This window comes from Natrinema sp. H-ect1 (assembly GCF_041821105.1).
GTDB lineage: Archaea > Halobacteriota > Halobacteria > Halobacteriales > Natrialbaceae > Natrinema > Natrinema thermotolerans.
In genome coordinates this window covers 37472-64262 of record NZ_JBGUBA010000002.1, presented here as the reverse complement: position 1 = coordinate 64262, position 26791 = coordinate 37472, and the positions used below count along the sequence as shown (strand labels likewise).

The following is a 26791-nucleotide window of genomic DNA, read 5'->3' as shown; positions in this document are numbered from 1 at the left end:
TCAGCGACATCGCCGACCGCCGCCGGCCGGTGATACTCCAGCGGCCAAGACGTATCAGCTCGGACCGAACGCAACTTATGATCCTGCTTACGGTATGACAGTCCTATGTCCGGGCCGACGAGACACGACAGCGGAGAGACTCGAGGGGACTCGTAGATGTGTACGCGACTGGTGTATCTCGGCCCCGAAGACATCGTCCTCACCGGCCGGTCGATGGACTGGCACGGCGAAATCGGGACCAACATCTGGGTCTTCCCGCGCGGCATGGAGCGAACGGGTGAAGTCGGTCCGTCATCGATGGAGTGGACCGCCGAGTACGGCAGTGTCGTCGCCTCCGCGTACGATATCGCGACGACCGATGGGATGAACGAAGCCGGGCTGGTCGCGAACGTCCTGTGGCTCACCGAGTCCGACTACCCCGAGTGGGACGGCGAGACACCCGGACTGTCGATCTCGCTGTGGGCGCAGTACGTCCTCGATAACTTCGCGACGGTCGCGGAGGCGGTCGAGAACCACCGGAACGAGGAGTTCACCGTCGTATCCGACGAGATCCCGGACGAGGGCCGGTTCGCGACCCTGCATCTGTCCATCTCGGACGCGGCGGGTGACAGCGCCGTCCTCGAGTACGTCGACGGCGAACTAGTGATCCATCACGATCGGGAGTATCAGGTGCTGACGAACTCCCCGCCGTTCGACCAGCAACTCGCACTCGACGCGTACTGGTCGGAGATCGGTGGCACGGCCATGTTACCGGGGACGAATCGCCCGGCCGACCGGTTCGCCCGCGCGAGTTTCTACGTGGACGCGATTCCGCAGACACGGGACCGTCGAACGGCGACGGCGAGCGTCTTCGGCGCGATCCGCAACGTCTCCGTTCCGTACGGGATCAGTACGCCGGACGAACCGCATATCTCCTCGACGCGCTGGCGCACGGTGGCCGATCATCGGGACCGACGGTACTACTTCGAGTCGGCGCTCTCACCGGCCGTCTTCTGGCTGGACCTCGACGAGGTCGAGTTCGAGACCGATACCGTTCGATCGCTGTCGCTCGGTGAGAACCAGACGAACGTCTTCGCCGGCGACGTCGCCGACGAACTCGTCGAAACCGAACCGTTCGATTTTCTCGGCGTCCCCGCACCCTCGAGCTAAGCCCGATTTCCAGCGCGTTGGAGACGGGGCCATCGACAGTCAGTCGCGGAGACGATCGACCGTCGCCAGTGGGAGACACACTCGAGGGGACAGCAGTACCACGACGGTCTCGAAGAAGTCACTCGTACTCGACTGACCCAACGTTTTGGGTCGTCACGTCCTACGTACCAGTAGATGGACGCCGAGCGCTGGTGGCCACCCTTCGTCGAGGTCGTGGCGCTGGTGTGGATCGCCCTGTTCGTCGTCGACGTCGCGATCAGCGTCGACGTACTCGTCGTCTCCGACTCGGTCGCGGCGACGGTTCGCGGCGTCCTCCGATGGCTCCTCGTCGTCTTCCTTCTCGATCTCGCGCTCCTCTACCGGTGGTCTGACGAAGGCCCGAGGGGGTTCGTCCGTTCGAACTGGTTCCTGATCCTCACCGTCGTCCCCTGGTTCCGCCCGTTTCGGTTGCTTCGCATCGGGCGGTCGGTCCGCGCGCTCCGACTCCTCTCCGGGTCACGCCGGGTCGGCTCGTTGCTCAACAAGGTCCGCGGGAAGTGCCGCGACCTGTGGCGCCGACTGCGCGACTGAGGGACTCGTCGCGGTCGGCAGCCACTCGTCGATCGGCCACCACGCGCTCCGCTCGTCGTCGCTGCCGACCGCCGCCGCGCGCTGATACTCGACGAACCGAACGTCGACGCTGACGGCCCGGCTCGTCCGAGCATCGATTTCGGTCTGCAAGTCGTCCGCCAGCCCCTCGTGTTCGAGGGCGCTCGAGCGTCCGACGGTCACCGTCACCGAGACCTCGTCGCTGAACACGCTCCCGTCGTTGTACTCGGTCTCGACGCCGGCGAGTTCCAGCGAGCCGTACTCCGGTTCCTCGAGGACGTCCTGCACTTCGCCGTTGACCCGCTGTTCGAAGACGAGGTGCTGGTAGGTCCCGGCGGCGGTCAGCGCGACGACGACGAGGAAGACGAGGACGATGACGGCGTACGCGCCCGTACGCAGCGAGACGGTCGCGTTCTCGCGGACGTCGCTGATCACCGACGAGCGGTAGCCGAGCGCGATGAGCGTCAGATACGCGGTGAGATTGATGAATACGATGTTCATCAGGAGCAAGACGAGTCCGCCAGCGACGATGATCGGCTCGCCCCAGGCCGTCCCGATGCCGGCCGCGGCGGCGGCGGGGACGATGGCCGCCGCGACGGCGACGCCGGCCAGCGAGACGGGGAGGTCGGTCGCGAGCGCGAGCGCGCCGGCGAACCCGGCCGCGATGGCGATGACCAGCGTCAGGAGGTTCGGCGTGGCGAAGGCGCCGACCTGCCCGACGCGACCGACGTCCAGCGTCGGCTGGAGGAACCCCGACCGTTGCAGAAACACGCTCATCGCGACCGCACCCAGGTAGGCGACGACCAGTCCCGTCACCTGCGACGTTGCGCTGTCGACGACCATCTCGCGGTCGCTGATGACCGCGCCGGCACTCGCGGAGAGCGTCGACCCCGCGAAGGGCGCGATCACCATCGCACCGACGATGACGATGGCGGAATCCAGCAGGAGGCCGCCGACCGCGACGATCGCGCTCGCGATCGCGAACGCGAGGTAGGTGGCGGTGTCGGGGGTCAGGTCCGCGGCGCGCTCCCGGATCTCGGCGTGGGACGCGCCGCGCTCCCCTTTCGGCCCCTCGACGTAGCGGTCCGTCAACTCGTCGGCGTTCGGAACGGTGGCTCGATCGACCTCCGTGACGACGGTGTAGGTGTCCTCGTCGAGTCCGGCGTCGTACAGTCGCTCGAGGACCGCGTCCACGGCCCCCGCCGGAACCGGGACGTTCGCCAGACTCCCGTCCCGGTGATCGGCCGCGTCGCTGAAGACGAATTCCACCTCCATCTCGGCGAGCGTCTCCCGCACCGCGGCGCGGTCCTCGTTGGGAACGAAGACCTGCACGAGTCGCATACCGCTCGGTCGACGGACACGGCATTTACTAACGGCCTACTACTGGCCGTAACAGGAGCATATGAGGGGCGTTCGTGTTTTTCGAGTGGTAGAACGGATAGTGTAAGCGTACGGGAAAATACAAGGGACCCGTCCGGCGAGCGTTCGTTTCGATTCCGGTGACTGTCCGCTCCGGACGGCGAGGCTTTACGCCCGCTGGCGCGGTAGCTGGTCGCCATGGCCGGACTCCTCCAGCGAACCGCGGCGGGTATCGACAGCCTCTCCCGATCGGTCTGGGACGACTCGAGTACGCTCGAGAAGGCGATCGTCGCCGTCGCCCTCATCGCGACGGGGTTGGTGATCCCGGTCCTGCCGATCGTCGTCCTCGCTCGGTATATCGCCAACTGAGTGTGGCCGTTGCGGCCAGATTGGCCTGCGGAGAGGGAGCGTCAGTACTCACAACCCACAATGTATCCATAGTGAATGTGTTTACACCATCTATCGAGCGCACTCGTTCCGTTACTGTTCGTCCAACAACTGGATGCCACGCTCCACGACTGCCTCAGTCACGAAGAGACTCGTCTCACGCTGGAGTGCGCGCATGAGTGACGCTGCCTCGTCTCTATCGAGTTCTCCGCGGGCGTAACTGAGCGCGAGTATGCCGATCGAGCCGTGTACTTCAGTGCCTACATCGGAAGCCGCTCCCGAGCAGCATGGTCGTCTGTCAGAAACACAACTCCGCGCTCTTTTGCGACCGCCAACGCGGCGCGTTCTCCAGCATCCAACTCTTCGAACTCGATTCGCTTCTCGTCCGCTTCGACGAGTTCGTACGAGAGGGCCGAAACCCGTCCGGAACACCACCTCTCTCGATTTCCTCGTAGACTGTCTCCGGAATCAGGAGCGTATCGAACGCTGACAGCAGCTCGAGTGAATCGATTTCGGCGAGATGAATGAGCGGTCCCGCATCCGAAACGGCCGCAAGCGTCACGCGTTCAGACCCCAATCGACATCTTCCTCAACGACCTCACGCTCTCGCTCCGCTCGCTCGACTTTCGTCCGACCGACGTGTTCGATGGCGCCCTCGCGGTCGAGACGTCCGTCGAGATACTGTGCGAGGACGAGGTCTTCCCATAGGTCTTCGAGGCCGCGTTCGAGCGCCCGCTCGAACACCTCGGACTCGGGGAGGTCGCGAGCCTCCGCAATCTCTCGAACTCGATCGGAAATTTCGGCGGCCATAGCAGACGATTGTCCAGCAACGTTCTTAAATCCGTGTCTGCCAGCACGGGCCTGACGAGGTTTCTAATTACTGTAACTGCACCCAGATGACCCAGAGATACCGTCTCTCGTCAAAATCGTGGCCTCGGCACTCCAACCCAAACGACTTACATGTACCACTACACTATCTACCGAAATCCGGAACCAGTAAGCCGATTATCGGTATTGTTAAAATCTGATATAGTGCCCATCCATACGGTGTTTTTGGATGTCCGATGTACCACCAGCGCCACGGCGAGCGACGAAGTTAGAGATCTACCCGAAGACACGACGAGTCTCGAGGTGTATTACCACCGTCAGCATAAGGGTGAATGGCTGAAAGAAGTTGAAGAACAGGGATGCGGTCTCAGCCAGTACGTCTATGATCTGATCCAAGAAGTTCGATGGCATGCCAAGATGGCGACATTCCAGTTGAAATAGAACCCTGAACTCCAGATCCTATCAGTTCGAGCCTTCCGACTCTTCACCCAGAATCTCTTGTTTAAACTGAATCGCATTTTTAGTTCTCCTTCATCCCACTTGGATTCATACTCTGCGATAAACCCAGAGAGGGGGAGCTACCACTTAAGGTCTTAACCATAGTTTTGCCAACGGCCTTTGCCAACCGTACTGGAACCGCATTGCCAACCATTTGCTGGCGAGCATTGAACGACCCACCCACGAACCGATAATGGTCAGGGAATGACTGAAGTCGAGCTGCCTCACGAACAGACAATAATCTGTCTTGGTCACCTTCCCTTTCGTGTCCTGGAGAATCCTTCAATGGGTGGATCATCATTTGCTTTCGGAAGTTAGCAACAGTATATGCAGGCATATTTGGCTTTAATCTACGATAAATATGATCGTGGGTTTGAGATCTGTTCTTATAGTTTGACATTAATTCTGCAGGGATGTCTTCCCAATTCCCACCCTGGCTAACATACTTGAAGCGGCGGAAAGTTGACTCTCTGTTTACCGTAGTTCTATGATTATAGATAACAGGTTCTTCCATCTTAGAACGTATTTTTTTAACATATTCCGTCATGAATTCTTGGCAGGGATCATATTCCATTACTTCGCTTCCGCCCCCGCCTTTAGGCAGGCGGGGAAGATCATAAATTGCATCCCGCACAGGGATGGGATCGTTCAATTCGGGATCCTGCTCAAATTCTTCATATTCCCTAGCTCCGGGGTTGTGAGTAGTTTCTGGTATTTGAGGACACTCACTTGAAGAGGCCATGAAAAATACCCTACGCCGTAATTGGGGAACACCATATTCATCAGCGTGAAGAACTTTAACACGAGTATCGAACCCCCATTGTTGAAGGGTGTCTAATATTTTTCTTTTATACTGCCCTTCCTCCATAGTTAGAAGCGGAGGAACGTTTTCTAAAATGATTCCACGCGGATCAAAATTCTCAGCGATTTCAAGGAACAACTCTGGTAATACATTAAGCGGGTTGTCCTGGTTCTGCGTGACCGAATTCGCCTGAGAGAATCCTTTACAAGGAGGGCCACCAACCACCAAATCGATATCCATCGGATCAAATCCCGTCTGTCGTATCTGCTCAGCAATTTCTCTGTGGGGATTAGCCTTGGTGAGATCAAGGCATATTCCCCTATCCTTATGATTATAAGAGTATGTGGAAATGGCGTGTTGGTCCGCATCGACACCAGCAACAACTTCAATTCCAGCCTGCTCAAGTCCCAAGCTGAGCCCCCCAGCACCGCAAAATAGATCCAAAGCAGTTAACTTGCTATCCGAACTCATCTGGTCAAATGAACTGCGTCACTATACTTTAGTTTGATGACTCTCCCTAAATGGATTCTTCATAAGTAATTTATGAGTACCGAAACACATACTACTAGACAGTCAATCGAAGGGTATAGTAACATCCACAACAAGACTTGGACAACAAATGAGTTTGATCTCTAATAAATGCAAATATGGCTACACTTGAGGGGGCATTAGAATCAGTTGCTGATGAAGGGAATGAGTCTGCAGATACTTTACTAAACAACTACAGAAGCGTAAAAAGATATTTAGAGCGGGAATATTATCCATGGGTGTTAAATAATTGCAGATGGTTTACAGATCACGGCGAAAAGCACGTAAAGTCCGTTATTAGCCAACTAGATTGTCTCTTGAGTGAGGAGTTAGAGTCAGATGACTATGGCTCTCTTAGCTATATGGACATGTATCTGCTTCTCACAAGTGCCATTTGGCATGACGTAGGGATGGTAAGCAAACGAGCTGGGCACGAAGACGAGGCTGCAAGAATTGCTGCGGAAATCCAAGACCTCGCGTTCCCTAATACAGGCATCCAGAGTGTCGTAAGTCGGATTGTTAAAGCCCACACGGGAGATGGAAAGAACGGACTGGAAATTCCACGGACAAAGACCGAAGTCACAATTGGCCATGAATCGTTCACGGTTAAATCTAGATCGTTATCTGCTTTGCTAAGATTTGCAGACGAAATTTCTGAGAATCAAGAACGAGTGAGTGCAGGCAGTGCTATTTGGGCGAACATCCCCGAAGAAAGCGAGATTTATTGGCGGTTCGCAGATTCTATAACGGGGATCGTTTCCAAGCCAAGACGGAACACCGTCAGTGTCAATATAGAATTGACACAGGAAAGTGCCATGGATCGGTACCCTGTTCCTGATGAATACGAATCTAGGGGAACAGATGGAAAAATCACCCTCATCGAATACATAATATGTCGAATAGAAAAGATGAATAACGAGAAGGTGTACTGTGCTTCAGAGTTTAGAGGATTCGTTGACATAAGGAACATGCAAGTGAGACTAAGTTTGATTGGTGAGGGGGGTGAGATTGAGGAGGAAATAAATGAAACTCTTGGAATATCGGGACTCGCTAGTGCAGATGGATACCCCAACGTCGAGATATACGATAAGTTCTTCCAAAAGAACAAAAGGCTCAGTCCGGAAAAACTGGAGGCAGTGGAGGGAGAATGAATGATTAACATATCTGAGAACCCATTTACGGTTCATAGCCCTGACGCCTTAGACCAAGTCCCGCCAGAAACTATTGTAAATTTGTTTGTTGAGAAGCACACGCGTTTCTCAGCGATAAATCAGCAGAAGCACTCCTTCCTTTGGGGATCCAGAGGTTCTGGAAAGAGTTTCATTCTCCGATATATGGAACCACAGTGTCAATTTATCGAAGCTGGGGGAGTTGAAGAATTCTTTGATACTAACGACCCTTACATCGGGATATACACACCCTGTAGTAAGGGAGAAATAGATAAGGAAGAATTGACTCTACTAAGTGATGCTGAGGGCCGTGTTATTACTGAACATTTGCTAAATCTATCGATTGCCGAAGAAGTTACATCAGCACTATCAACTCAGTTCCCTAGCGATTATCTCAACCAAGATGATAAAGAAGAATTCGCAAAACGTGCTGCAAATCTCTTTGATACAGCCTCTATTGCAGCATCAAAGAACCGGGCAGATGATTATTATAATAGATCAGATTCGCCACTCAAATGGTTGAATAGACTCTTCGAAGAGGAGAAACGGAGAGTAACTCACTATCTCAATAAAGTTCCGTTCACAGACGATGCCCGTTATAAAGGAGCAACAAGTGGATATCACGATTTTCTCCTGCCACTAATATCGAACGTGCAAAAATTGTTACGTCAGCCAAATGTACCAATATATATTCTACTAGATGATGCGTTCCACCTGACGAAGCGACAACAACAAGTTGTCAATACATGGATCGCAAATCGTGATCAGGGAACAATTTGTGTGAAAGTCTCTTCTAGTAAGGAGAGGTATGAGACATTCAACACCGTAGGGCGAGGAAGAATTGAGATCCCCCATGATTACACCGAAGTCTCCATTGATGAAATATACACTAGGAATGATAGTAACTACGCTCAAAAAGTCAGCGAAATTGCAAACAAACGGTTAGAACTGTCCGATATCCCTGCAGATAGCATTGAGGATTTTCTTCCGAAGAATGAGTTTGAGCAAGAGTTACTAGAGGAGATAAAAAAACAGGTCGAAAGAGAATGGGAAGAAAAAGGTCAACCAGGAGAGCGCTCAGACTTTATCAATAGGTATGCTAGCGCAAGGCTATTTCAGGAACTAGCAAATAGAAAGAATAGGAAGAGTTACGCAGGCTTTGAGAATTTAGTGCACATTTCTTCTGGACGGATTCGATATTTCCTTGACCCCTGTTTCTTGATGGTGGAAGAGTTGAAGAGCAATGGAGTTGATATTGAGGAAATGGAGGAAATTCCACCAAACATACAAGATAAGATACTACGGGAATATTCTCGAGACTTGCTGATTGGGGAGCCGGAAAAGATGAAGAAAGATTTGAAGCCAGAGCGGCGCAGTCAGCTGGATAAACTGATTACATTAATAAAATCGCTTGGCCAACTGTTCTACAACCGACTCCACGATGAGGATTCGCGTGAGCCGCGAATATTCTCGTTTACGGTCCGAGAAGAGATAGACGAAGACTCTGAAGTGAAATCAGTGCTTGAACTCGGGCGAACTATGCAATATTTCCAAAAGGATACGTATAGTAGCAAGGATGGCGGAGGAAGAGAGGACTGGTATATTCTAAACCGAAGGCTTGCTCCTCAGTTCAAGATTGATCCATCAGGTTTCCAAGGGAGAATACGTCTCACTCAGCGTCAGTTAGAAGAAGGATGTAATGACCCACAGGAATTTGTTCGTAGAGTGCTAGGTGATGATGAAAGACAGAGTGGACTTGAGGACTTCAACCAATGACCCAACAATACAACTATCGAGATTTCAGATCTCAGGGAGGACTACTCCAAGGAACCGAGAGCGACGATTTATTCATTGTGAGTGCAGGGTTTGAACCACGTGCAACAGCAGCGGTTGATGCCCTCTCCTCTGGATACCATGCCAGAGTAGGAATTGTGTATGTGAATGAGGAGTTGTTATCAGAGCCCGATGTCGGATCGACAAAGGATAATCTGAAATCATTAAAAGATAAACTCCAAAATCACTGTGATGAGGTCCGAGTGGCTAGGGGAAGTTGGTTGGACCCAGTTAAACAACTCCGGGCGCTCGAAAGGGAAATGGAGGAATTCAATTCTGGCCAAGACTCCTCAGTACAGGCTAGTATTGACTCAACATGTTTTAGTAAAGAGACTCTTTTAATTCTCCTGAATTTGCTATATCGCCGATTTAAACCAGATAGTCCTAAGATATTCTACATATCGCCAAAGGAACACGGCCAATGGCTAAGTAGAGGACATAGAAAGATCAGAAATATATTGGGACAGTCAGGGCTTCACAAATCAACTCGTCCTACAACGTTAATCCTTCTATCAGGGTTTGAGAGTGATCGAACTGAGAAAATAATCGAAGAATTCGAGGCACCAGAAGTATTACTTGGGATAGGTGACCCACCAACAAATCCGGAATTTCTGGACAGAAATGAAGACGAGCAAGATATGATCTTATCTCAACCAGAAGTAGACACATTCCAATTCCCAGCCGCATCGATAAACGGGACTAAAAACACGGTGAGCAACATTATACAAGATAGGATTTCAGAACGGAATATTGTTGTCGCACCACAGAGTACTAAATTATCGACAATCGGAGCATGGGAAGCCTCCAGAGACCATTTTGAGGTTCAGATGACATACTCTGTCCCGGGCGAATATAATTACGACTCTTACTCGACTGGCATAGACGAGTTGTATATAGATACAGTATCGATGTGATTGCTCGCGCCGTCAAGTAAATTGAAAATCATCTAAGAGACAGAAGAGTTATTTGATGAATTTGATGAAGTGCTACATGTAAATCGATGGCCTCGGCACTCATAGGGCTCGTCACCACCGGGTGCCGAGTCCGGTTCGGAGCGAGTGGATCGTCATCGGCCACGCGAGGCTACGCGCGTCGCTTCAAAGACGGTTTGGATTAGGGTTCGCTCGAGCGGTTACGCCGCTTCGTCGCCGCCGGCGTTGGCGAAGGCCGAGTTCCACTCGTCGATCAGGTTCTCGAGTCGGCCCCCGTCGCGGTGGGAGAACGTCCGCGGGGCGCGGTCGGTCGCGGTCCGGGGGTCCTCGAGCGTACTCGAGGGTGTGGGTCGGGTGCGGTTGGGCGTCGGTTCGGCGTCGGGTTGGGTGAGGTGTTGGGTACTCATGTCGGTCGGGTTGTGGATGTCGTCGAAAATCGGTACTCGTCGGCAGCGACTGATTCAGGCGCGTACGTGTACGACCGACATTGCTTACCCCACCATACCAACCCCATGATTATAAAAGTTCGTGATAGACCTGCTCTCCGGGAGCCGAAGAGTGAAATCAACCCTCGCGGGGCGTGTTCCCAGGGCACTCACTGGGCGGTCGGACTCCGATAGCTTGAGAAGCCGCCCCAGAGAGGGCTCGAGTAGCACGATGACGGGCGCTGGAGACGACGCGGTCGATGTCAGTTTCGTGGTACCGGCGCGAAACGAGGGCGACTATCTTCGGGGAGCCCTCGCGAGTCTGGCCGCGCTGGACACCGCCTACGAGTACGAGGTGTTGGTCGTCGACGGCGACTCGAGCGACGACACCCCCGAGATCGCCCGCGAGTACGACGCGGCGGTGCTACAGGAGGGCGGCGACAGCATCGCCGCGGCCCGGAACCTCGGGGCCGAGCGCGCCGCCGGCGAGTGGCTGGCCTTCATCGACGCCGACACGCGGGTCCGGGCGACGTATCTGACCGAGCTATTGGGATTCGCCGAACGCGAGGGATTGGCGGCGGCCAGTTCCTACTGCCGGATCACCGGGCCGCGGCGGGCGAAGCTCATGGAAGCGACGATCAACCACGGCTTCTCGCGGCTCGAGCGACCGATCCTACCCGGGTTCAGCTGTCTGGTCCACCGGCGGGCGTTCGAGGACGTCGGCGGTTTTCCCGACGTCCCAAACGAGGACACGGCGTTCAGCCGGCTGCTGGCCGCCCGCTATCCGATCGGCTACCGGCGGACCGTGCTGGTCGAGAACTCCGGCCGCCGGATCGCCGACCTGGGGCTGACCGGGACGCTGGGCCACTACCTGCGACTCGACCTCGAGCGGCTTCGAGCGGCCCAGTGAACGCGAACGGCGACGACGCCGGGGTCTCACCTCGAGCCGGCAGGACGCGGCGTATCGACGCCGGTGATCTCGAAGCGTGCGCCGCCCGAGTCGCTGTCGGTCGCCCGGAGGTCCCAGTCGTGTGCTTCCGCGACCCGTTTGACGATTCCCAGCCCGAACCCGGTCCCCTCCTCGGCGGTGGTAAACCCGATGTCGAAGACCGACTCGCGCTCCTCGGCGGGGATGCCGCGTCCGGTGTCGGCGACGTAGAACCCGCCCTCGCAGTCGCCGACGGTCACCGTCAGATCGGCGCTGGTGCCCCCGGCGGGCACCCCGTGATCGAGCGCGTTCCGAAAGCAGTTCTCGAGCAGTTGCTGGAGCCGCTCGGGGTCGGCCCGGATCCGACCCGCACCGTCGAACGCCAGCGTGGCGTCGCCCGTATCGACCATCGACCACGCCTTCGTCGCGAGGTCGCGCAGCGCGACCGGCTCGAGGTCGGCCGTCGTCGCACCCTGTTCGGCCAGCGAGAGCAGTTCGTCGATCAACTGCTCCATCCGCTCGAGGGCCTCCTCGCAGGCCTCGAGCCCGGTGTCGTCACCCTCGAGCGCGAGATCGAGTGAGCCTTGGGCGACGTTCAGCGGGTTCCGCAGGTCGTGGGAGACGACGCTGGTGAACTCCTGTAGTCGCTCGTTCTGACGCTCCAAGGTCTCGTGGGACTGCTGGCGTTCGGTCTCGTAGCTGACCCACTTGGCCATCAGCTTGACCAGCGTCCGCTCGGCCTCGGAGAAGCCGTCGTCCTCGCGGGGCTCGCTCGAGGCGAAACAGAGGGTGCCCCAGATGGAGCCGTCGACGGTTACCTTCGCGCCGACGTAGCTGCCGAGTTCGAACAGGTCGTAGGCTGGATCGTCGGTCCACCCCTCGTCGGGCGCGTTCCCGACGGTGACCAGCTCGTGGGTCTTGATCGTCTTCCGGCAGTATGCCTCCGCGAGCGGGCAGGACTCGCCCCGCTGGAGGAGCGGGTGATCGCCGCGGGACTCGACGACGGTCTGGGTCCGCTCGTCGAGGTCGATCCGGGTGAGGAACCCGTAGGACAGGTCCAACGATTCACAGCCCAACTCCAGCAGTTCGGGCACCTTCTCGTCTAACGACGCGTCGGCCCTGGTCGAGATGTCGTATAGGGCCTGCAGCGCCGTGATGCTGGCCTCGAGTTCCGCCTCGGCCCGCACCCGATCGGTCACGTCGGTAAAGAAAATCGAAAGGCCGTCCGCGGAGGGGTAGGCCCGGACCTCGAACCAGCGCTCGAGGGCGGCAAAGTACTGGGTGAAACTGACCGTCGTCTGTTCGGCGAAGGCGTGTTCGAGTTCGCGCTCGAACTCGGTCCCCGCGACGGCCTCGAACGCCGTTCCGAGCGATTGCCCGAGCAGTTCCTCGCGAGGGCGGTCCAACAGTTCGACCGCCTGGTCGTTGACGTAGGTAAACGCCCAGTCGGGGTCGATCGAGACGAAGGCGTCGCCGATCCGCTCGAGCGTGGCCTCACGCTCCCGCTCGAGTCGCCTGCGATCGGAGAGGTCCCGGATGACGGCGGTAAAGAAGTGTTCACCGGAGACGGCGGCCTCGCCGAAGGAGACCCCGACGGGTACTTCGTGACCGTCGGCGTGGAGCGCATCGAGTTCGGCCCAGTTCCAGTCGAGCGTCTGCTCGCCGGTCCGCAGGTAGTGGGCGATCGTATCGCGGTGGCTGTTCCGATACTTCGCCGGAACGAGCGTCGAAATACGGTCGCCGACGAGGTCGTCGTTCGCGTACCCGAACAGCGACTCGACCGCGTCGTTCGCGTACCGGATCGTCCCGTCATCGCCCGCCGTGATTACTGCGAAGGAAGCGTTCTCGGTAAGGGCGCGAAACCGGACGGCCGCCGCCTCGAGGTCGCGACGTTCGGTCGCCGCGTCGACCGCGCGTTCGATCCGTATCGCGAGTCGCGTCCCGTGTTCCGCGGTTGGGACGGAGACACAGCCGGTCGCGCCGGCCTCGAGCGCGGCACTGGCGTCGGCCTCGTCGAACGTATCGACGACGAGAAAGATCGGCAGCGTCGGCCACTCCGCTCGGGCGCTGGCGAGCAAGGTGTCGTCGCCGACATCGTCTCCGGCCGATCGGCACACGAGACAGTCGACGGCGGCCGACTCGAGTCGGGCCAGCGCCGCGTCCTTGGACGCGACGGATTCGACGACGAGGCGGTCGCTCGCCCGTTCGAGTGCGGTCGGGACTTCGGTGGCCGTCGGCTCCGGGTCGACGTAGCAGACGGTGATCTCGGCGGTCGCTGGCTCCGCCTCGGCCGCAGCGGCGGTCGGTCGGGTCATGACAGAGGCTCCTGAATACGTACCGTCAAGGAACGATGAGCTAATAAGCGGTGTGGCAATCGAGGGCACGACCGGACCGCACCCGGCACCGCCATGCGGCCCCCTTATGTCGCTCTCGGTAGGCACTTCGGGCGTGTCTACCGTTTCACCGGCGGCCGAGCGACTGCTCGAGAGCGAGCCGCTGATGGCCCATCTGGGCACCTGCGTCGGGGGACGACCGCACGTCGCCCCGGTTTGGTACCACTATCTCGCCGACGAGGAAATCGTCGAACTCGTCACGACGGGACGGAAGTTGGCGAACGTCAGGGAGAACCCGCGAGTCGCGCTCTCGATCCAGCAGGACGAGGGGGGTCACGCACGATGGATGGTGACGCTGCTGGGGACGGCGACGGTCGTCGAGGACGCAGACGAAACCGACGCGGCCCGCCGCCGGATCAACGCGAAGTACGATGCCGATCAGGACGCCTACGCCGACAACCGGCTCGTCCGGATCGACGTCGGCTCGGCGACCGTCCGGACCTACGACGACGACCTCGAGTGAGCGCCGGCAGTTGCGTCACTAGCTCTCGAGCCGTTCCCGCGCGGCCGCGACTACCAGTGGCAGCGTGATCGTCGCGTCGGCGTAGACCGAGACGTTGTCGGCGTCCTTCTCGAGTTTGCCCCACGAGCGGGCCTCGTCTAACGTCGCGCCGGAGAGGCCGCCGGTCTGTTTGGGGTCCATCGTGAGTTGGACGGCGTAGTCGTAGGCGTCGGGCGAGACCAGCATCGTCTGGAGGGTGAAGTTCTTCGGGACGCCGCCGCCGACGACGAACGCGCCGGCCTCCTCGGCCTCGAAGGCGATGTCGGTCAGCGGCGTCATGTCGGCAAGCGCGTCCAAGGTGAACGCACCGGTCTGGGAGTACATCCACGCCTGCAGGCCCAGCACGGAGTCCTGGACAGCCGGACAGTAGATCGGCACGTCGTTCTCGTAGGCCGCGGCGGCGATGCCAGCGTCTTCGTCGACGTCCTCTCGCTCGTTGATCTCGGCGTTGGCCCGACCGAGTTCCTCGGTGAGCCGCTGGATCGAGACGGCCCCCTCCTCCTCGCACTCGGCCTCGAGGACGGGGAAGACCTCCTCGCGGAGATGCGACTCGAAGTCGGCGAAGAACTCCTGTGGGAGATAGACGTTGTAGATGCGGTCGACGCCCTCATCGCGCAGGGTCTCGTCGTGTTCGCGCTCGGTTTTGCCCTCGGCGTGGACCGCGCCGTGGTGGTGTTTGCCGCCGATGGCCTCGATGGAATCGTGGGTGAGGTTCGCGCCGGTCGTCACGAGGACGTCGATGTAACCGTCCCGTATCAGGTCGGCGACGATCGCGCGCATCCCCGTCGGAACCATCGCGCCCGCGAGGCCGAAGAAGACGGTCACGTCGTCGTCGAACATCGACTCGGTGACGTCGACGGCCTCGTGGAGATCGGCCGCGCCGACGCCGGCGTCCCCGTACTCGTCGGCGAGTTCGCCGACGGTCATCCCCGCCCGGACCTCGGCGTGGCCGACAGGGTCGTGCGAGAACGTCTCCCGCTCGGGCTCGTGGTGACCGTCCGCCTCGCCGTCGTGATCGTGGTCGTCGCTCATGTCCACGCGTCCGCGGGCCAGCGGTTTCAACGTCGCGATTCGCGTCGTTTCGTGGGCCGTCGACGGCTCGAGAGGTGGCCGCAATTTCCCTTTAGCGGTCCACGGACTCGAGGGGCTACGCGGCGACCCGCTGCCAGTAGTCGACGGTGCGATACAGGAGATAGAGAACGGCGTTGAGCAGTCCGGTCAGCGCGAAGAGCGCACCGAATTGCGGGCCGATCGCCGTGAAGAGGCTGCCGGGGCCGCCGACGTTGCCGATTCCGTAGGCGAAAACGGCGGCGATAGCGCCCCAGAGGAGGAGGATCGCGGCGATTCTGGCACCGTCTTCCACGTAGGTCGAAACCGAGAGTGGCGTCGATGGTGAAGTCACGAGGCGTCGTTTCGACGGTCGTGACATAACGGTAGGGATACCTGAAAGAGGGATTTTACCCATCCCGGACGCGTCGACCGGCCTCGAGTCGAATCACGACAGCAGCGAGCGCAGCGCCGTCGCGATCAGCGCGACGAGCAGCACGATCGCCGTTACCCGGAGGACGATCGCGGATCGCCGTCGGTTCGTCGGCAACAGTTCCGCGATACCAGACAGCGCCGTCGCGCCACCGAGAACCAGCAACGGGAGCGAACCGCTGTCGTACAGGAGTTCGAAGCACGCATAGATCCCGAAGAAGGCGAGCGAACTACCGATGGATACCCGCGCCTCCTCCCAGCCGCCCGGTTCGGAAAAGAACTCCTCGATATGAATCTCCATAGACACGAATGCCGGCCGCTCGAACGAAAAAGTATGGCCGCGTCCGCGTTCGCAACTGCCGATTGGGATCGGTTCGTCGGCTCACGCATTGGTTCCGACAGGTGCGGGTCTCCTATCGACGGACGGCGGTCAGAGCCCCGTCGGGACCTCGAGGTACGTCGTCTCGAGGCCCCACTCTTCGACCAGCTCCTGAACGGCCCGAACGCCGAACGTCTCCGTCGCGTAGTGGCCCGCCAGTACGACGTGGATCCCCGATTCTCGGGCCTCGTGGTAGACCGCCTGTTTCCCCTCGCCAGTAACGAGCGCGTCCGCGCCGGCGGCGACGGCCTCGTCGAGCCAGTCGGTGCCGCTGCCGGTGACGATCGCCACGTCCGCGATCTCGTCGGGGCCGAAGTCGAGGTGCTGGACCGACTGGCCGCCGGTCTCGAGGGCCGACTCGAGGCGGTCCCGCAGGTCAGCAGGCGCGTAGGGGTCGGCCGCCGTCCCGCGCTGGCCGATATGCTCGGGCCCGAGTTCGCCGAAGGGCGCGCGGTTCTCGAGGTCGAGCAGGTCGGCGACGCCGGCGGCGTTGCCCAGTTCCGGGTGGCCGTCCAGCGGGAGATGGGAGACGTACAGCGCGAGGTCGTTCTCGATCAGCGGCGCAATCCGGTCGTAGGTCCGGCCGGTCACGCGGTCGAAACCGCCCCACGAGAGCCCGTGGTGGACGACCAGCAGGTCCGCGTCGGCGTCGATCGCCCGATCGAACGTCTCCTGGACGCCGTCGACGGCGAACGCGACCCGTTCGATCTCGGCTTCCTCGGGGCCGATCTGGAGTCCGTTCGCGCTGGCGTCGACGTCGGCGTAGTCGGCGGTGCGCAGTTCCTCGTCGAGTCGATCGACGACGCTCGAGAGTTGCATAGCCGTTCGTTCGGCGGTGATCGCCTTGTATCCGGCTGGTTCCGACCGTCCCACAGCGGACCCCGGCTCGAGTCGGGCGGATCGAGTGTGGATCGAAAACAGTCGGCGGGGCCCGCTACAGCAGATAGAAGATCGGGAACAGGAACACCCAGACGATGTCGACGAAGTGCCAGTAGAGCCCGAAGTACTCCACCGGCCGGTGATCCGTGAGGTAGGCGTCGACCGAGAGGGTCCGATAGATCATGAACGCGGCAATGAGCAGCCCGAGGATGACGTGGAAGGCGTGCAGCCCGGTCGTGACGAAATACAGCGAGTACTCGAGATCGGAGAACCAGTAGATCCCGTGGGAGAACTCGTAGCTCCACTCGTAGCCCTTGATGCCGAGAAACAGGAGCCCGAGCGCGAGCGTGGCACCCATCGACGCCAGCAGGCCGCGCTTGTTCTCGCGTTCGGCCATCACCAGCGCCAGCACGACCGTGAAACTCGAGGTCAGCAGGACGTAGGTGTTGACCAGGCCGATGGTCGCCGACGGCGGGACGGTCTCGAAGCTCCCCCAGCCGTTGTGGATCCGCATGAAGATATACGCCCCGATGACGGCACCGAAGACGACCACGTCCGAGGCGAGGAAGAACCAGACGCCGGTCTTGGTCGTCCCGACGCCCTCGAACGGCCAGCGTTCGGCGATCACCATCTCGGGTGCGTCGAACCGCTCGCGGCCGTACTCGAAGAGCGAGTAGCCGAGGATCGCGACGCCGATCACCGAGACCACGGGGTAGATGACGGTCTGTGAGCCGGCAACCGAACCGGAAAACTCCGCCCCGCGTTCGGCCGCGAACGAGGCCACATACGGCGTCAGCCCGGACAATCCCAGGAACGTGACGAACATCCCGAGGCCGATTCCGAACGGCCAGATGCTCGCGTGGTCCTCGTGATCCCCCTCGAGCGAGTCGATCTGATCGGCCCGTTCGTGGGTGGCTGCCCCGCCATCGGCCGCCGTCGTGTCGTCGACGAACTCGAGCGTGCCGGAGGCGTAGCTGGGGCGGTCGGGCCAGTTCTCGAGCGGCGGCGGCGAGGTCGTCGCCCACTCGGCGGTCCGGGCGTACGCCCACGGGTTATCGGGCGCGTCGGGCCCCGAGATCAGACTCTTCCCGAGCGTGACGAGAACCAACAGGACCGACGTCCCGAGGACGAACGCGCCGACGGTCGCCAGCTGGTGATAGAGCTGTGCGCCCTCGCCGTAGTGAAAGACCCGCCGGGGCGTCTCCCAGGCGATGAACATCGGGAAATACAGCAGGTTGAAGCCGAAGAAGTAGACGGCGAAGCTGAGTTTCCCGAGTCGCTCGGAGTACATCTTCCCGGTCATCTTCGGCCACCAGTAGTAGAGGCCGCCGATCAGCGCCGTGACTCCGGCGACCATCACGTAGTGGAAGTGGGCGACGACCCAGTAGGTGCCACGGAACTCGTAGTCTAACACGACCGCACCGAGGAACACGCCCGTGATGCCGCCGATGATGAACAACACGAGCGCCCCCATCGTGAAGAGAAACGGCGTGGTAAACCGCACGCGGCCCTTGACCATGGTGTAGATCAACGAAAACACCATCAGATCGAACGGCAGCGAAATCCCGATGGTCGTGGCCATAAACAGCGTCTTGATCGGGAGGTTGATCGTCGTCAGGAACATGTGATGCATCCAGACGAGAAAGGACTGGACCGCGACCAGCACCATCGCGATGATGACCCACTTGCGGCCGACTAACCGCCGGCCCGTAAACGTCTGGACGGTCTCGAACATGATCCCCAACGCGGGGAAGAAGACGATGTACACCTCCGGATGGCCGAAGAACCAAAAGATGTGGCCCCACAGCAGGCTCGAGCCCTGATCGGTGCCGAAATATTGGGTCAACAGGAGCCGGTCGGTCAACAGCAGAATCAGCGCGGCCAACAGCGCCGCGAAGGCAAACAGCATCATCCAGACCGTCAGGAGCGTCCCCCACGTGAACAGCGGCATGTTCCAGAGCCCGAGCCCCTCGGCGCGACGGGTGTGGATCGTCGTCAGGAAGTTCACCGTGCTAAGAGTCGTCGACATGACGAACAGCGTCAGGGCGAGGATCGTCGTGTTCCCACCCATCGTCAGCGTGTAGCCGGGGTTGTAGATCGGGACGTTCAGCGGGGCATACATATACCAGCCGTTGGCCCACGTCGTCCCCTGGAAGAACGAGAACAGGACGAGAAGTCCCGAGAACAGGTAAAACCAGTAGCTCAACGCGTTCAGCCGGGGAAACGCCAGATCGTTCGCGCCGATCTGTAAGGGGACGAGGTAGTTCGCGAACGCGAAGCCGAGCGGCGAGATGAACCAGAACACCATCAGGAGGCCGTGGATCGAGACCGACTGATTGTACTGGGTGTTCGTCAGGAGGCCGGTACCGCCGGCTTTCCACAGGTGTGCGCGGAACAGCAACGCGAGGATCCCGCCAGCCAGGAGGAAGAAAATCGCCGTCACCAGATAGAGGATGCCGACGTCCTTGTGGTTGGTCGTAACCAGCCACCGCTTGACCGTCGTTCGCGGCGGGAAATCGCTCATCGGGTCACCTCCCGATCGATCCGTCGGGCGGTATCACTGACGGCGACGTGATCGAAAACGGTCGCGACGTGCCGGAACCGACGAAACGGCGAGGGCGCGACGGAGACCATACCGCTACCTCAGTACGATTCGTCGTATCAAAGTGTCCGGTGCGCCTGCAGGCGATACTTGTAGCGGTCGACGGCCGTTCGCGGGACGACGGCGCTATCGGTCGTCGGCGGCCGGTTCCAACCCCGGGTAGTCGGCGATGATCCCGTCGACGCCGGCGGCCGCGAGCCGGTCGAACTGGACCCAGGTTCGCACCGTCCAGACGTTGACCGCCCGCCCCGCCTCGTGGGCCCGCTCGAGGAGGGCGACCCCGGAGCCGTCGTTCGCGTCCCCGACCGTCGCCGGCTCGTCCGACTCGGGGTCGAGAATCGCGGTGTGGGGCGGGTGAATCGCCTCGCAGTCGTATCGGCTCGCGATCTCGAGGCCGGCCGCGAGGTCCGTGCCGACAAGCGGGGCGGCGGCGTAGTCGGCGACCTCGCGCAGCGCCGCGATCGCGCCCTCACAGAACGAGGAAAACAGCAGGTCGCCGCCGAAGGCCTCGCAGTCGGCGACGACGCGTTCGACGAACGGCCGCCACGTCCGGCGACGCCGGTCGCGTTCGTCCGGGGACAGTGCCTCGCCGGTTCGCAGATCGGCGGTGCCCGGACTCTTCAGTTCGACGTTGACCCCGACCGACTCGGGGACCGCCTCGAGCAGGGCGGCGAGAGAGGGGATCGTCGCGTCGGTTCCCAGCACTCGCGTCGCTCGGAGGTCCTCGAGCGGCGTCTCACGGACGAGTCCGGTCGCGTCGGTCAGGGGGCGGCCGTCGCGGGTCCCGTCGAGGCGCTCGTCGTGGACGACGACCGGGGTCCCACAGGCGGCCGGTCGGACGTCGATCTCGAGCATTGCCGTCTCGTCGCGTTCGGCGGCGCGTTCGGCAGCGGCGATCGTGTTTTCGGGCGCGACGCCGGCGTAGCCGCGGTGGGCAATGACGGCAGGGCGGACCATACCGAATCGTGAACGGGGCGGCTAATGTAAACTGCGCTACGGGACGACGTGGCAGTTCCCGGCCCGGCGTTGATGCGTGTGCCCCGCCAATCGCCGGTATGACCGAACCCACGCTTGCGGACGTCGAACGCGCGCTGGAGCGCGCCGCCGACCTCGAGACCGAGGACGCCGTGTCGGTCCTGCGGACCGACCGGCAAGACGTCCGGGACCTGGCGAACAACCCCGATGTCGACGAGGACCGGCGGACGGCCCTCGAGCGCCGCCTCGCACAGCGGATCCGCGAGGTGCGAGAGCGCGACGCCTACGACGGCGGGCTGGGGTCGGCGATGAACCCGGCAGAAGACGACGCGCCGTAGCGGTGCGATTGCGGCCGTCTACGGCGGACTCGCCGGCGTCCGAGAACCCGGCGAGATCGGCCGCGCTCCGGCCCTTTTATTCGGGTGCCGTCCGGAGACGTTGGTATGCGAATCGCACTACTTGGCGGCACGGGCGACATCGGCGAAGGACTCGCGTTGCGCTTTGCACGCGATACGAGCCACGAGATCCTCATCGGCTCGCGCGACCCCGAAAAGGCCCGCGACGCGGTCGCGGACTACGAGGCCGAACTCGAAGCCCGCGATGCTGACGCCGAGCTGAAGGGTTTCGACAACGAGATGGCGGCCGACCGCGCCGATATCGTCATCCTCAGCGTCCCGCCGTACTACGTCGGTGACACCGTCGAGGCGGTCGCGGACAGCCTCGATTCGGACTCGATCCTCGTGACCCCCGCGGTCGGGATGCAGGGCGACGAGGACGGCCTGCACTACCACCCGCCCGACGCCGGCAGCGTCACCGAACTCGTCGCACAGCGGGCACCCGACGAGGTGCCGGTCGTCGGTGCCTTCCACAACCTCGCGGCCGACGCCCTCTCGAACCTCGAGGACGATCTGGACCTCGATACGCTCGTCGTCGCCGACGACGACGACGCCAAAGCGACCGTCCTGACGGTCGCCAACGAGATTGACGGCCTGCGCGCGCTCGAGGCCGGGCCGCTTGCCAACGCCGCGGAAGTCGAGAGCGTCACGCCGCTTGTCATCAACATCGCGAAGTACAACGAGGACATGCACGACGTCGGCGTCAAGTGGATCTGAGCTGGGCCGCCAGCGGCTCGGTGTGACGCCTGGATTCGACCGAGACGAGCGGAGAGTCGGAACTATCGGCGGTCGAAGCCGCGAGAAACCGGTGATCGTCCCTACGCGCCGGCCGACTCGAGGGCGTCCTCGATGTCGTCGCGCTGGGTGACGCCGACGAAGCGCTCGACGATGCCGTCGTCGTTCTCGATGATCAGGGTCGGGAGCGAGCGAACCTGGTACTCGTTGGCGACGTCCTGTTGTTCGTCGACGTTTACCTTCTCGACTTCGAATCGGCCCTCCCAGTCGTCCTCGAGCTCTTCGAGGATCGGGTCCTGGGTCTTGCAGGGGCCACACCAGTCCGCGTAGAAATCCTTCAGTGTGACAGTCATGCGGTCATCGCTAGTTGCCACGCGCCGCGCATAAGGGTTTCCCACCGATAACCGATTGCCGGGATCGGTGACGCGAGCGAGGACGACATCGGCCGGAACCGGAGCGGGCAGCCGCCGAGAGACGGAATCCCTGCCTCGAGCGAACCCGCCCGAAAGCGCGGGCCGGAGTCGGTCGAAAGGTTTAGTTCCGGGGGGACATAGGAACGGGTATGGACAAAGGACAGAACACCGGCGGGCTGATGTCCAGTGCCGGATTGGTCCGGTACTTCGACTCCGAGGACTCGAACGCCATCCGAATCGACCCGAAGACGGTCATCGCCTTCGGCGTCATGCTGGGCGTCGTAGTCCAGCTGCTGACGCTCGTCTCGTAGCGCGCTGCCCGCTTTCTTTCAGCACTGCCTCGAGTAGCCGTGGCACCGCCGGGACCCCTCGCGGACGGGACGCGATCGGCCACGGTGGCCAAACTGGGCTCGGCAGCCGAACGGTCGCTACCGCTGGGAGTCGCGGAGGATCAGCGGTTCGATGGCGAGCGTTCGCTTGGCGACGGTCACGATTCGGATGACGTAGGCCGCGAACAGCAGAAACGGCACGAGCGTCACCGTAAACGCCGCGCCGATCGCCCACGTGACGTTCGCCACGCCGAGCGTTCTCCCGGGGAACGTGCCCGCGTCGACGACGGTAAGCATGACGCCGGCGACGACCAGCGCCGGAATCGCCGCATAGAGGATCATCTGCGAGAGCGTGACGAGTTCCCACTCGAAATACAGCGTCTTGACGTGTTCTCGCGCCGGCCCGAACAGGCTGAGCGAGGTCTTCAGATCGTCCAGATCGGACAGCGATTCGTCGCTCAAGCTGTCTTCGAACTCGTTTGCGATCCGTTCGACCTGAAAGATCTTCCAGCCGTAGTTGAAGTTCAGCGCGGCGGAGAGGACGTCGAAGCCCCCGAACGTCGCGCCCTCGAGCTGATCGATGACCAGTTCGGCGTTACCCACGAGGCTGTCGGTGAACTCGTCGACCTCCGCGCGGAGCCGGTCGTCGTCGGTGTCGGCGACACCCTCGCGAAGCGTCTTCGCCCGCAGTTCGGCCACGAAGACGAGCTGGCGGAGGAACTCCGACGGATCCGCCGGACTGGGCGACCCGATGAGTTCCTCGGTGTAATCGCGGAAGTCCATCGCATTCTCCATCCGGTCGCGCTGGTCGCCGAGCGGACCGTTCTCCTGGGAGAGTACCAGCTGGCCGATGGTGACGACGAGCGTGGTACCGGTGATGATCGCCCCGATCATCGTCGAGAACATCGTCTCGATAGTGTCGCCGGTCTGCAGCTGTGGGTACAGAGGCGACGGCGTGAGGGTGACGAACGCCACGAACGAGACGAACACGCCAAGTGCCAGGACGGCGGTCACCTGCAGCCGAGAGGCACTGAGCAGGAGCCAGATTTTGAGCCGACTTTCGCCGGCGCGTTCGCGCATCGTGTTCGCCGTCGCGATGTCGGAGTCGCCGGCCGTCTCGACGTCGGAGTCGCCGACCATTCCGTTTTCGGCGTCATCGGTGCCGGTCACGGCGAGTCACCCGTCATCGGCACCGGTAGTCGTCTCGGCGGGGCGTTTGAATACCAGATACTTGGTCCCGCCACCCGTGTAGTCGATCGTCTCGACGAGTTCCCAGCCCTCGGTACCGTACTCGTTCAGCGCCGCTTGCGGGTCCTCGGCCTCCTTTTTCGTTTCGCCGCGGGACGGCCTGAGCGTCCTGTACTCCCATCGGCGCGCGTCGGATCGGCTCATCTCCGGTTCGTCACACGTGTCCGAGGGCAGTAAGGATAGGGCAGACATGTCACGATCGGTCGAAGCGGACGCCGCGGCCGAGTCGGTGGCGCGACGTTTTTGACTCCCCCCTCCGTAGCCGCGGCCATGTCACTGACTGCGGGCGTCGTCGCGGTCCAGGGCGACGTCGAGGAACACGCGGCCGCCATCGAACGCACCGCGCGGGCCCACGACCGCGAGGTCACCGTCCGCGAGATCCGCGAATCGGGGCAGGTCCCCGACTGCGACCTGCTGGCGATGCCCGGCGGCGAATCGACCACGATATCGCGGCTGGTCCGTGACGAGGGGATCGCCCCCGAGATTCGGGACCACGTCGCCGCCGACAAACCCCTGCTGGCGACCTGTGCCGGCCTGATCGTCGCCTCAAGCGACCCGAACGACGACCGGGTCGATCAGCTCGGCCTGCTCGACGTGAGCGTCGAGCGCAACGCCTTCGGCCGCCAGAAGGACAGCTTCGAAGCGCCCCTCGAGGTCGCGGGGCTCGACGAGCCCTACCCGGCGGTGTTCATCCGCGCGCCGGCCATCGATTCGGTCGGCGACGCCGAGGTGCTGGCCGCGTGGGACGGTCGTCCGGTCGCGGTCCGGGACGGCCCGGTCGTCGGTACCTCGTTCCATCCGGAACTCACCCCCGACAGCCGGATCCACGGGCTGGCCTTCTTCGAAAACGAGGCGGCGTCGGTGCCGTCGCTCGAGCGTTGATCTGATCACACGCCTGCGCAGCTTTCGGCCCGGTATGAATCCGCACGTCGCCCAGCGAATCACCCATTCGGTCTTCCATCGCCCGTTGGATCGACGTCTCGAGCGAGCGGCCACGCGAGGAAATGACGTCCCGGACCGAATCGGGAACCTGCGTCTCACCGGCTGGACTCGCGTCCCGGCCGGCCGTTGTACTCCGCTGGAGTGATTTCGGGGAACTTCGCCCGGCTTCCCGGCGTTCACTGAGAGGGCGATCGCCGATCATCGGACCGGAAACCGGTCCGGATCCCTCCCTCACTCGCTGGAGCAGCTCCGCCGACGAGTTCATTGCGCCCATCGATTTCGAGGTCAGTAGTAGACGTAGCCGTCGATATCAGCCTCGGTGTCGAAGTATTCTGGGTACATCTCGAAGTGTTTGTACTTGATCGTGTAGTGATGAATTCCTGCACCGAGCATTCGGTATGGGGTCGGCGGTTCCACACCTATTCCGATATAGGTATCTCGGATCTGGCAGAGCAGATGATGAACGAGGAACGCCCGGAAGAAATCGACAGATTCCGCTAGTGTTGGCGTCGGAATCACTTCAATAACAGTATCAGGCGCTCGCTGATAGGCATCCTCGCCACCAACTGTACGGGCTGGTTTGTTCTTCCGGTGATACATGTAGTACGGCTCGGAAACGTGGGTAAACCCGAACTGACGGAGGTGTTCAGACGGAGTTGTATCCGTAGATTGGCTGTCTACATCGTCGCTCCCGTCGCTTTCGAGGAATTCGCCAAACCGATCACTAAGCGTTCCGAACACGCCCGCTTCCTGCAATCTGCCGACGACCGCCGTCGCGAAGGACTCAACATCGTCGGCAAACTCCTCGTGATGCCCACGAACGTCCTCGATCGTCGCATCGAGATAGACATCCTGCTTGTAGACTACACCCTCTTCGTGCGGGACTGCGTCCTCGAGTTCGATCGGCCGATCAACCGTGTCATCGCCGTAGCTGTTGAGTTGCTGGACGAGTGTGCCGAAGTGACGCTCGAACTCCGCGTCGTCCATCTCGCGGATGGCCGCCAGCGTCGCGGCAATGCGGTCGGGGTTTCGCCGCGGTGGGAGCGTGTCATACTCACGCTCGCGATAAACATGCCACTGAGCATATTTTTGAACTTGTGAGATCATCTCATCTTCGTGGCTGGACCGTTTCTCAGGATCATCCGGGTAGGCGTCTTGCAGATGTCCATCAATTTCTCCATCATAACAGACTCCGACCTTATGCTCGACATTCTCATTGTCTACTACTAGAATACCAAATCCATCATCAGTTTCTTTCTTTATTTCTGCATTCATGGTTAGAAATCGTTTTTGTCGGTTTCCAGTTCAGTCTGCCTATCCTCGAACCCTTCGCGATCACCAGACTCGAAGACCGACTTGACCTTGGATGCAATATCCGATCCCTTACGGTTGAGGTACTCGATGAGACCGCCACCGGTTTTCTGGACCGCATAGGCGAGGGTGACAGCAGCGGCGACCTTCGGCGCGTTCGTCCACATGAACTGAAGGGTTTCGCCCCCGCCCTGCGCGAGAATCTCGCCAGCCACGCTCTGGAGTTGCTGGGGGTCGCCCATCGTTTTGACCGCATTGATTATCAGGTCGGCACTGCCGCCCGCAATATCCGCGATGAGCGATTCGGCCTCCTGAAGATTCGTCGGTACCGCCTCCATCGCATCGCCTGGGCTCTCCGGCATGGTCTCGGCAGCCGTTGCCCCAGCGGTGACTTTCAACGCTTCCTGGGCACCCGCCTCGGCTACCGCCGTCTGACCGCTCTCGCCCATCTGCCCGCCAATGTGTTCGATGATCCGCTGTTGGTTCTGTATCAGCGTTGCGATCGTCTCCCCGAGGTTCCCGTCATTGAAGCTTCCAAAATTCAACTCAGCACCGCCGCTATCCCCGCCACTCGAGGACTGGGAACCGCTACTACCGAACAGCGAACCCAGTTCCAGCCGCTGGACATGAACATCCGTCGTACTCATCCGCTGAATCCCCAACTCGCCGCCCTGCATCACCCGTTGGGCCGTTTCCTCGGCCTCGCGCTCTAACTGTGGATCCGGATCGATCTCGAGGCCGTGATTGTGCTGTGGCAGAACTCCCATCTGTGAATGTACCCCG

28 protein-coding genes and 2 pseudogenes are annotated in these 26791 nt (G+C 60.7%); 12 read left to right on the top strand and 18 right to left on the bottom strand.

The annotated features are described in order from the left end of the window. Positions 1 to 156 precede the first annotated feature (156 nt). Together ACERIM_RS04515 and ACERIM_RS04510 are read left to right on the top strand one after the other, a co-directional pair. Complete coding sequence (locus tag ACERIM_RS04515) at positions 157 to 1149, top strand: linear amide C-N hydrolase (protein ID WP_373631480.1); 993 nt, start codon at positions 157 to 159, stop codon at positions 1147 to 1149. A 174-nt stretch (positions 1150 to 1323) separates the two neighbouring features. After that, positions 1324 to 1719 carry a hypothetical protein gene (locus tag ACERIM_RS04510; protein WP_373631479.1) on the top strand — a complete coding sequence of 132 codons (396 nt, stop codon included), beginning with the start codon at positions 1324 to 1326 and terminating at the stop codon, positions 1717 to 1719. Here the strand turns inward: ACERIM_RS04510 and ACERIM_RS04505 are convergent. Then, positions 1645 to 3078, bottom strand: a complete 1434-nt coding sequence (locus ACERIM_RS04505; RefSeq protein WP_373631478.1) for a DUF389 domain-containing protein — start codon at positions 3076 to 3078, stop codon at positions 1645 to 1647. The genes ACERIM_RS04510 and ACERIM_RS04505 overlap by 75 nt on opposite strands. 216 nt (positions 3079 to 3294) lie before the next feature. Here ACERIM_RS04505 and ACERIM_RS04500 point away from each other — a divergent pair, with 216 nt between their 5' ends. Beyond that, a complete protein-coding gene (locus ACERIM_RS04500; protein ID WP_373631477.1) occupies positions 3295 to 3465 on the top strand; it encodes a hypothetical protein in 171 nt (56 codons plus the stop codon). A gap of 111 nt (positions 3466 to 3576) precedes the next feature. Here ACERIM_RS04500 and ACERIM_RS04495 read toward each other — a convergent pair. The 3 genes and pseudogenes from ACERIM_RS04495 to ACERIM_RS04485 form a co-directional block, all read right to left on the bottom strand. Beyond that, positions 3577 to 4045 (bottom strand): annotated as a pseudogene (locus ACERIM_RS04495) (nucleic acid-binding protein). Then, the gene (locus ACERIM_RS04490) at positions 4042 to 4293 is read right to left on the bottom strand and encodes a hypothetical protein (RefSeq protein WP_373631476.1); all 252 of its coding nucleotides are present in this window, start codon (positions 4291 to 4293) and stop codon (positions 4042 to 4044) included. The pseudogene ACERIM_RS04495 and the gene ACERIM_RS04490 overlap by 4 nt, the downstream one beginning before the upstream one ends. A 538-nt stretch (positions 4294 to 4831) precedes the next feature. Then, positions 4832 to 6082 (bottom strand): DNA cytosine methyltransferase, encoded by a 1251-nt coding sequence (locus tag ACERIM_RS04485; protein ID WP_373631475.1) that lies wholly within the window; start codon positions 6080 to 6082, stop codon positions 4832 to 4834. Between the two features lie 176 nt (positions 6083 to 6258). Here ACERIM_RS04485 and ACERIM_RS04480 point away from each other — a divergent pair, with 176 nt between their 5' ends. From ACERIM_RS04480 to ACERIM_RS04470, 3 genes are read left to right on the top strand one after another with little or no spacing between them, the layout of a single operon-like run. Then, on the top strand, positions 6259 to 7290 hold the full coding sequence (locus ACERIM_RS04480) for a hypothetical protein (RefSeq protein ID WP_373631474.1): 1032 nt from the start codon (positions 6259 to 6261) through the stop codon (positions 7288 to 7290). Next, positions 7291 to 9084, top strand: coding sequence for a hypothetical protein (locus ACERIM_RS04475; protein ID WP_373631472.1), 1794 nt, complete (start codon positions 7291 to 7293; stop codon positions 9082 to 9084). It abuts the gene before it with no gap. Then, the gene (locus ACERIM_RS04470; protein ID WP_373631471.1) at positions 9081 to 10055 is read left to right on the top strand and encodes a hypothetical protein; all 975 of its coding nucleotides are present in this window, start codon (positions 9081 to 9083) and stop codon (positions 10053 to 10055) included. Before ACERIM_RS04475 ends, ACERIM_RS04470 begins: the two co-directional genes overlap by 4 nt. A gap of 218 nt (positions 10056 to 10273) precedes the next feature. Here the strand turns inward: ACERIM_RS04470 and ACERIM_RS04465 are convergent, their stop codons facing one another. Further along, positions 10274 to 10480 carry a hypothetical protein gene (locus ACERIM_RS04465; protein WP_006180396.1) on the bottom strand — a complete coding sequence of 69 codons (207 nt, stop codon included), beginning with the start codon at positions 10478 to 10480 and terminating at the stop codon, positions 10274 to 10276. Between the two features lie 250 nt (positions 10481 to 10730). On the opposite strand from ACERIM_RS04465, the gene ACERIM_RS04460 reads away from it, so the two are divergent. Beyond that, complete coding sequence (locus ACERIM_RS04460; protein WP_373631470.1) at positions 10731 to 11408, top strand: glycosyltransferase family 2 protein; 678 nt, start codon at positions 10731 to 10733, stop codon at positions 11406 to 11408. Positions 11409 to 11434: 26 nt separating this feature from the next. Here ACERIM_RS04460 and ACERIM_RS04455 read toward each other — a convergent pair whose 3' ends face one another. After that, entirely contained in the window at positions 11435 to 13741 is a 2307-nt protein-coding gene (locus ACERIM_RS04455) for a PAS domain S-box protein (protein WP_373631469.1), read from the bottom strand. A 106-nt stretch (positions 13742 to 13847) separates the two neighbouring features. Here ACERIM_RS04455 and ACERIM_RS04450 point away from each other — a divergent pair, with 106 nt between their 5' ends. Next, entirely contained in the window at positions 13848 to 14282 is a 435-nt protein-coding gene (locus ACERIM_RS04450) for a pyridoxamine 5'-phosphate oxidase family protein (protein WP_373631468.1), read from the top strand. Between the two features lie 18 nt (positions 14283 to 14300). Here the strand turns inward: ACERIM_RS04450 and ACERIM_RS04445 are convergent, their stop codons facing one another. The 6 genes from ACERIM_RS04445 to ACERIM_RS04420 all read right to left on the bottom strand — a co-directional run bounded on the left by ACERIM_RS04445 (position 14301) and on the right by ACERIM_RS04420 (position 20617). After that, positions 14301 to 15353: a deoxyhypusine synthase gene (locus ACERIM_RS04445; protein ID WP_373631466.1), complete on the bottom strand. Its 1053-nt coding sequence runs from the start codon at positions 15351 to 15353 to the stop codon at positions 14301 to 14303. Positions 15354 to 15468: 115 nt separating this feature from the next. Further along, a complete protein-coding gene (locus ACERIM_RS04440; RefSeq protein WP_373631464.1) occupies positions 15469 to 15723 on the bottom strand; it encodes a hypothetical protein in 255 nt (84 codons plus the stop codon). Between the two features lie 93 nt (positions 15724 to 15816). Next, on the bottom strand, positions 15817 to 16101 hold the full coding sequence (locus ACERIM_RS04435; protein ID WP_373631463.1) for a hypothetical protein: 285 nt from the start codon (positions 16099 to 16101) through the stop codon (positions 15817 to 15819). 129 nt (positions 16102 to 16230) lie between these two features. Next, positions 16231 to 16998, bottom strand: coding sequence for a Nif3-like dinuclear metal center hexameric protein (locus ACERIM_RS04430; RefSeq protein ID WP_373631461.1), 768 nt, complete (start codon positions 16996 to 16998; stop codon positions 16231 to 16233). Between the two features lie 115 nt (positions 16999 to 17113). Then, complete coding sequence (locus ACERIM_RS04425; RefSeq protein WP_373631459.1) at positions 17114 to 19582, bottom strand: cbb3-type cytochrome c oxidase subunit I; 2469 nt, start codon at positions 19580 to 19582, stop codon at positions 17114 to 17116. A gap of 204 nt (positions 19583 to 19786) precedes the next feature. Then, positions 19787 to 20617, bottom strand: coding sequence for a glycerophosphodiester phosphodiesterase (locus tag ACERIM_RS04420; RefSeq protein ID WP_373631458.1), 831 nt, complete (start codon positions 20615 to 20617; stop codon positions 19787 to 19789). Positions 20618 to 20715: 98 nt separating this feature from the next. On the opposite strand from ACERIM_RS04420, the gene ACERIM_RS04415 reads away from it, so the two are divergent. After that, on the top strand, positions 20716 to 20973 hold the full coding sequence (locus ACERIM_RS04415; RefSeq protein WP_373631456.1) for a hypothetical protein: 258 nt from the start codon (positions 20716 to 20718) through the stop codon (positions 20971 to 20973). A gap of 105 nt (positions 20974 to 21078) precedes the next feature. Then, on the top strand, positions 21079 to 21747 hold the full coding sequence (npdG, locus tag ACERIM_RS04410; RefSeq protein ID WP_006648077.1) for an NADPH-dependent F420 reductase: 669 nt from the start codon (positions 21079 to 21081) through the stop codon (positions 21745 to 21747). A gap of 101 nt (positions 21748 to 21848) precedes the next feature. On the opposite strand, the gene ACERIM_RS04405 is transcribed toward npdG, so the two are convergent. Then, positions 21849 to 22118, bottom strand: coding sequence for a co-chaperone YbbN (locus tag ACERIM_RS04405; RefSeq protein ID WP_006648078.1), 270 nt, complete (start codon positions 22116 to 22118; stop codon positions 21849 to 21851). Between the two features lie 209 nt (positions 22119 to 22327). Here ACERIM_RS04405 and ACERIM_RS04400 point away from each other — a divergent pair, with 209 nt between their 5' ends. Further along, a complete protein-coding gene (locus tag ACERIM_RS04400; RefSeq protein WP_006180413.1) occupies positions 22328 to 22489 on the top strand; it encodes a preprotein translocase subunit Sec61beta in 162 nt (53 codons plus the stop codon). Between the two features lie 117 nt (positions 22490 to 22606). On the opposite strand, the gene ACERIM_RS04395 is transcribed toward ACERIM_RS04400, so the two are convergent. Both ACERIM_RS04395 and ACERIM_RS04390 read right to left on the bottom strand, forming a co-directional pair. Then, positions 22607 to 23647, bottom strand: a complete 1041-nt coding sequence (locus tag ACERIM_RS04395) for a hypothetical protein (protein ID WP_373632006.1) — start codon at positions 23645 to 23647, stop codon at positions 22607 to 22609. Between the two features lie 36 nt (positions 23648 to 23683). Then, complete coding sequence (locus tag ACERIM_RS04390; RefSeq protein WP_373631454.1) at positions 23684 to 23899, bottom strand: DUF4177 domain-containing protein; 216 nt, start codon at positions 23897 to 23899, stop codon at positions 23684 to 23686. 126 nt (positions 23900 to 24025) lie between these two features. Between ACERIM_RS04390 and pdxT the strand changes: the two genes are divergently transcribed. Next, entirely contained in the window at positions 24026 to 24637 is a 612-nt protein-coding gene (pdxT, locus tag ACERIM_RS04385) for a pyridoxal 5'-phosphate synthase glutaminase subunit PdxT (protein WP_006648081.1), read from the top strand. On the opposite strand, the pseudogene ACERIM_RS04380 reads toward pdxT, so the two are convergent. The 3 genes and pseudogenes from ACERIM_RS04380 to ACERIM_RS04370 form a co-directional block, all read right to left on the bottom strand. Beyond that, positions 24624 to 24851: pseudogene (locus ACERIM_RS04380) on the bottom strand (DUF4157 domain-containing protein); the annotation flags it as partial. The gene pdxT and the pseudogene ACERIM_RS04380 overlap by 14 nt on opposite strands. A 131-nt stretch (positions 24852 to 24982) precedes the next feature. Beyond that, a complete protein-coding gene (locus ACERIM_RS04375) occupies positions 24983 to 25972 on the bottom strand; it encodes a hypothetical protein (RefSeq protein WP_373631452.1) in 990 nt (329 codons plus the stop codon). Positions 25973 to 25974: 2 nt separating this feature from the next. Beyond that, complete coding sequence (locus ACERIM_RS04370) at positions 25975 to 26775, bottom strand: hypothetical protein (RefSeq protein WP_373631450.1); 801 nt, start codon at positions 26773 to 26775, stop codon at positions 25975 to 25977. Positions 26776 to 26791 lie beyond the last annotated feature (16 nt).